This window comes from bacterium (genome assembly GCA_021159335.1).
Lineage (GTDB): Bacteria > UBP14 > UBA6098 > B30-G16 > B30-G16 > JAGGRZ01.
On sequence record JAGGRZ010000169.1, the window covers coordinates 1 to 5,556 of the forward strand.

Consider the following 5,556-nt stretch of genomic DNA (forward strand, 5'->3'; position numbering starts at 1 on the left):
ATTTTGACAACTTCTTCTCCAGAAACATTTCTAAGCTTTGGCAACTTTCTTGGCCCCCATTTCTATTGATATCTCAAAAGTTGTGAGGAGCGGATGATCTTTTTCTTCCAGCGGAAACTCTTCAAGATACAATTCAGTTGCTTCTTTTAAATTATAGATTGCTTCTTCAATAGTCTTACCTTGACTCACGGTTCCGACTTCAGGACATTCAGCAACATACACATCTTCTTCTTTATGAATTATTGCTGTTAATATTACCATTTTTCAGCCACCTCGATTATATAATATATCCGCCATGTTTTAACCTTTTCCTAACCTCATAGCCCGCAATTTCGGACAACTCAGCCATATCCGCATTGCGGATATCATCCGAATTTTGGAAAGTGTATTCAGTATTGCTTTTTCGGATGGCTCATCCATATCCGCATTGCGGATATCATCCAAACTTTGGAAAGTGGGCTTAGTATTGCGTTCATACATCCAATCACACAAAGTCATGTTTCCTCATTCAAAATGGTATCAAAGGATTATTACTCCTCTGAATCTCACATAGTCTTAGCTTTATCTTAATCTACCGAAATTTATCATTATTACTAATATATTATATAGCAATAAAAAATGAAAAATCAAGCTAATTAAAATATTTTAATATGAGCTTTTCAGGATTCCCGAAAATGAAAATCAGCAGATTAACGACTGCGAGCACGATAAATCCCGCAAGTCCCGTTATCCCTACAAGCAGGTCATTGCCACCTCTTATGAACATTATTGGAATACCATATGTCGCGTTCAATGTCCCGTGCAAAATAGATGCGGCAATAACCGAACCCGACTTGAGCCTAATAAAGTTAAATATCGGCGCAAGCAAAATGCACCAGCCAACCATCATCACCGCTCCGAATTGCGGATGTTGCGGATAATTATGCCCCTGAATCACGAGAGGAACATGCCAAATTCCCCACAAAAATCCTATCATAAGCGATGACTTGAAGAAACCTAAGGGCGCCAATTCCCGCATCAAGAGTCCTCGCCAGCCTACCTCCTCCCCGAAACCAGCAACAGCGTTTATAGTTGCGCCTGCTACAAGCCCCTGAAAAACAGTTATGATAAGTACTGATAATGGCGAGCTAACCATTTTCCTCATTTCAGCGACTTTATCAGCGGGAACAAACTGGCGAAGTCTTTCGAAAAAGCCTGCCATATCGGGCGAAAATTCTATTCCTGGGAAAAGCAAGCTAACGAGAAATGTTCCGCCCGCGAATCCCAGAGGCAAAAGCCAAGCGAAAAGCCACCACCTATTAAGCCTAAAATTTATTCCGAATGCGGCGCGAGCTGGCTCTTTGTAAAAACCCTTCTGCACTATGTAAGCTGAAACCAGCGGAACAAACATGTAAACAACCCCCACAGCAGTAGCCATCGGGGTATTCCACGAAACGCCAAGTATAACCGCAGCAAAAACTATCGCCCAGTTTATAGCGAAGGTAATTAGCACGAATGCAGTAATTTTTCTTACATTTACATTCATTTCCGATTCCCCTCAGATTTTACGCACAAAATCCAAAAACTATCTTTTTCGCGAGATTCCCGCCACGCCCCTTCCATCTATTCTCGAAAGACCAAGCATAAGGTTCTCCCAATCCATATCATCCCTAAAAAGCTTTGCGAATCCGAACTCATCCACCATGCCAGCCGCACGAATGAATGTTCGTTTTATTTTGCCCGTGTGCCAATCACAAAGACGGCAGTACGAGCCGCAATAAGACATAAAATACTTTTTCTCCCGCTCGTAATTCACATTAATCCCCTTTTCTGGATTTGAGCCTATTATAACAAAACGGCTTACTTCAAATAAATTAAAATTTTTCGCTGCCTTATGGAAGGATTTTCTGGCAGGTGAACATCTGCTATGTAAACCCCGGAGGGCAAACTTTTTGACGGTGACCAGGTTACAACACATCTTTCGCGCTTAGCATTTCCTCCAGCCAGAGTCACAACCTTTTTGCCCAGAACATCGAATACATCAACCACAAGACCCTCGCACCCTACATCGGACTCGATTTTCACGGTGGAATTAAATGGATTCGGCGAAACGAAAACCAAGAATTCTTTCCGGGGTTTTAACCCTAATGAATCGTGGAGGGCAAGATAAACAGTATCCCAAACCGCGAACGCAGTGCCTCCGCTGTCCACAACGAGCGTGCATGGGTTCGCAGTAGAAAATGTTATACCTGACCATCCTGCAAAAATAAAAGTATCAACACCTTCCACGACAGTATCCTGAGCGCCTATCACGGCGATACTATCAATAACATACCAGCCAGTTCCCCATGTCGTTCCGTGCTCTGAGTATGCTATTATGTGCGCTGCACTATCCCAGGATGCAGTATCGTAAACGGGACCATCCATAGTCACTGTGAGCGTACATGCGCTCGTAGGATGGGTTCCCACGAATCCTTTGAAAATAAAACCATAAAGCTCGCTCGTTCTAACCAATGTGGAGTCCACCCAAAGCGTTCCAACACTGTCCTCGTGAACCCATAAATTATCAACAACATTGCTTCCAACACCGACCGTTCCATGACCACCATTGCGAACATCGAACCTGAAAAACTTTTCCAAAACGGCAACGAATGTATCGGGACCAGTTGTGTTTATAGCTCTAAGGTAATCGGTGCATGAATCCTCCCAATGCGTGAACCGCCACGAAGAATCTATCAGGTTTTTGTTCTCCGCAGACACGAAAAAACTGTATCCCGAATCAGACCAGAATGATACGGGCGCGGTAATTGTGGGGTCTGTTATAGGAGCGGCAGAGAATATGAATTCGCACTTTATCGGTGTGGAATCGAAGGTCAGGAGGAACTTAGTTGAGTCGGTCGAGAAACTCGCGGAAAATGTATCGGCACCGCTCGTGTCGGAAAGTTCGTAGGAAAATGTGCGCGGTGAATCGGGGTCCCAGCTGGTAAAATAATATCTTCTCATAACCACATCGCTTACCTCAATCCACTGAGTGGAATCGGTGGTTATCGTTACCGTGCTTTCCGCCATCCATGTTATCGTTGTGTCGCCTGTATACGGTATCCTCGCGAATTTTATCGTAAGCCCATCTGGGTCAGTAAGCAGAGTTACATCGACTTTTGGAACACCAGTAATAGTGTCCCACTGAGCGGTAATAGTTGTTGGAAAATCTATTGTAAGGCTGACATCAGTCGTATCTATCGTCGAATCGTCCTTGCCGGTGACATTCCAGCAATCAAACGCAAAAACCGTATCGCCACCGCCCATCACGGGTGACACGGCATAAAATTCGAGCGTGCTGTCGAACCCAATGAAGTATGTGCCAAGGTGAGGATAAACCTGATTGTATTCGGAATTTATTTCCACCCTCGTTGCGGGCACTATAACCCGACAATATGTTCCTATTCCGCAATTTCCGTATTTTATCCTGAACCAGCCCGATTCACCCCATGTAGTGTCCCATGAGTTTTTACATATCCACGCCGAGTCCGTATCATTAAAACCAACTATGACTATCGCGTGAGCGCCAATGTAACTTCCAGCAACATGCTCGTAAACACCGCCTGAGTATGAGAGAAAATCTGAGTAAACCCGCATCGAGGAGTAAACAGGATGAGTTAAAACGGCTTCTTTTATGTTTTCTATCCCTGCGCTGTCGGCGCCACCCGTGACATTATAATATGCCAGCGCCTTAAATTTTATTCTGCTTTGCCAGTCACTGCATCGCGAGGTGCATGGTTGGTCGTAAGCGACATATGGCATGCAGCTATCATCGAAAAGCCCTGTGTTAACGAGATATCTACCGGCAAACGAACCACCCGAGCACCCGCCAAACATAGTGTCACACGAAACGAGCTGCTGTTCGGAAAGGTCGGGGTCAAATTCAGCTGAATCAGCATAAATGTTTATACATGCTTCAAAGCTCCCGACTGTGGCAAAAGCCCAACAAGAACCACAGCTATCCTGGTCACGAACAGGGGTAGTCCAATCCCTGCCCGAATGATTTCGCCAGTCGAAGCTCGATGTCGTTGACGGCACCACAAAATGAATTCTTTGTGGGACCCATTCGGGGGGTGTATCCGATGGAAACAAACTTATCTCGCCAAGAAGATTCTTTCTGGCTTCATCGGAAAGCAGAAATACTGGGGTCATGCTTGCCTGCCATTTGGCTCCTTTCTTTCTTATCGCTTCTTTTATGCTGTCAAGCTGTGCCCTGCGAAGTTGCAGAAGTTCCTCGTTGGCGCAAGCAACCGCTATTAAAGTTAAAATGAATGTTACGGTTATCCATCGCCTCACCAAAGCCCTCCACGCACGAGAAACTAATTTATACCAATTCTTAAATTTTATATAGCGACAAATCCCGTTATTTCAACGGAAAGATAGCATATTAAGGATTCAGTGAAAACTACTTTATAGCATACTTGACCACCACAAACCCCACAACTCCCGCTATAAATGTTGCGAGAACAATCCAGTTAAAATACTTTTCGATGAATATTTTTGCTGGTTATACCAATTGTTAAATTTTATATATCGACGAATCCTGTTATTTCAAGGAAAGATAGCGAATCGAGGATTGTGCGAAAACTACTTTATAGCATACTTGACCACCACAAACCCCACAACTCCTGCTATAAATGTTGCGAGAATAATCCAGTTAAAATACTTTTCGATGAATATTTTTGCTGGCTCACCGAAAAAATACATCAGGGCGGCTTCAAGGAAGAATCTTGCGCTGCGGCTGGCTGCTGATGCGACGACAAAAACGAGGAAATTTATTTTGCAGGCTCCAGCAGCTATGGTGAAAACTTTATACGGTATAGGTGTAAACCCCGCGGCTGCGACTGCTACGGCATCGTATTTGTTATAAAGTCTCGCTATCTCGTTGAATTTATCCATGGCACCGTAAAGCGTGAGAAGCTTTACTCCGATGCTTTTCATAAGCCACAAACCGATAGCATAGCCCAGCATTCCGCCAAGAACTGAAAACACAGCTGCCAACCCAGCATAATAAAAAGCACGCTTTGGTCTGGAAAGCGACATGGGAAGTATAAGGGAATCGGGGGCGACAGGGAAGAAGCTCGATTCCGAGAAAGCGGTGAATATAAGAGCCCAGACGCCGTATTTAGAATATGCCCACCCCAGAACCCAATAATAAAGTTTTTTCAATGGGTTTCTTGTGGCTGCGATTCTTTCCTTAAGTTCAGCTTTTATCTGCGTGAAATCCATAGCGATAAAATAAAATTTATCGCGCCCTGCAGGATTCGAACCTGCGACCTTCGGATTCGTAGTCCGACGCTCTATCCAGCTGAGCTAAGGGCGCAACCATCTCTTATTCTTATCTATATCCTCCCGAAAATCAAGCAAAATCTAAACCACAAAAATTGTATCCAAAGCCCGTTTTAACAAACGATTTTAATTGCTTGACAGCAAATAATGGCTTTATTTAATTAGATTGTGGGAAAAAAATTAACATGAGGAGGTTCAAATGAAGTATGGGGGTTTGTTGGCGATACTTCTATCCGTCATTTTCGCTGC

General features: G+C 44.0%; 5 protein-coding genes and 1 tRNA gene. All 6 read right to left on the reverse strand.

The window, feature by feature from the left end; genetic code table 11:
* Nucleotides 1-30: 30 nt before the first annotated feature.
* Nucleotides 31-261 (reverse strand): type II toxin-antitoxin system HicB family antitoxin, encoded by a 231-nt coding sequence (locus J7J62_09315; GenBank protein ID MCD6125352.1) that lies wholly within the window; start codon nt 259-261, stop codon nt 31-33.
* Nucleotides 262-631: 370 nt separating this feature from the next.
* Nucleotides 632-1,525, reverse strand: a complete 894-nt coding sequence (locus J7J62_09320; GenBank protein MCD6125353.1) for a CPBP family intramembrane metalloprotease — start codon at nt 1,523-1,525, stop codon at nt 632-634.
* 39 nt (nt 1,526-1,564) lie between these two features.
* Complete coding sequence (locus J7J62_09325; protein ID MCD6125354.1) at nt 1,565-1,795, reverse strand: hypothetical protein; 231 nt, start codon at nt 1,793-1,795, stop codon at nt 1,565-1,567.
* Nucleotides 1,796-1,839: 44 nt separating this feature from the next.
* Nucleotides 1,840-4,314, reverse strand: a complete 2,475-nt coding sequence (locus tag J7J62_09330; GenBank protein ID MCD6125355.1) for a hypothetical protein — start codon at nt 4,312-4,314, stop codon at nt 1,840-1,842.
* 291 nt (nt 4,315-4,605) lie between these two features.
* Nucleotides 4,606-5,247 (reverse strand): DedA family protein, encoded by a 642-nt coding sequence (locus tag J7J62_09335; GenBank protein ID MCD6125356.1) that lies wholly within the window; start codon nt 5,245-5,247, stop codon nt 4,606-4,608.
* A 20-nt stretch (nt 5,248-5,267) separates the two neighbouring features.
* Nucleotides 5,268-5,341, reverse strand: a tRNA-Arg gene (locus tag J7J62_09340).
* Between the last annotated feature and the right edge of the window lie 215 nt (nt 5,342-5,556).

Bases quoted from the DNA above. Each gene is read 5' to 3' on its own strand.
- J7J62_09335 (MCD6125356.1), bottom strand. From the start codon at position 5,247: ATGGATTTCACGCAGATAAAAGCTGAACTTAAGGAAAGAATCGCAGCC.
- J7J62_09315 (MCD6125352.1), bottom strand. From the start codon at position 261: ATGGTAATATTAACAGCAATAATTCATAAAGAAGAAGATGTGTATGTT.
- J7J62_09320 (MCD6125353.1), bottom strand. From the start codon at position 1,525: ATGAATGTAAATGTAAGAAAAATTACTGCATTCGTGCTAATTACCTTC.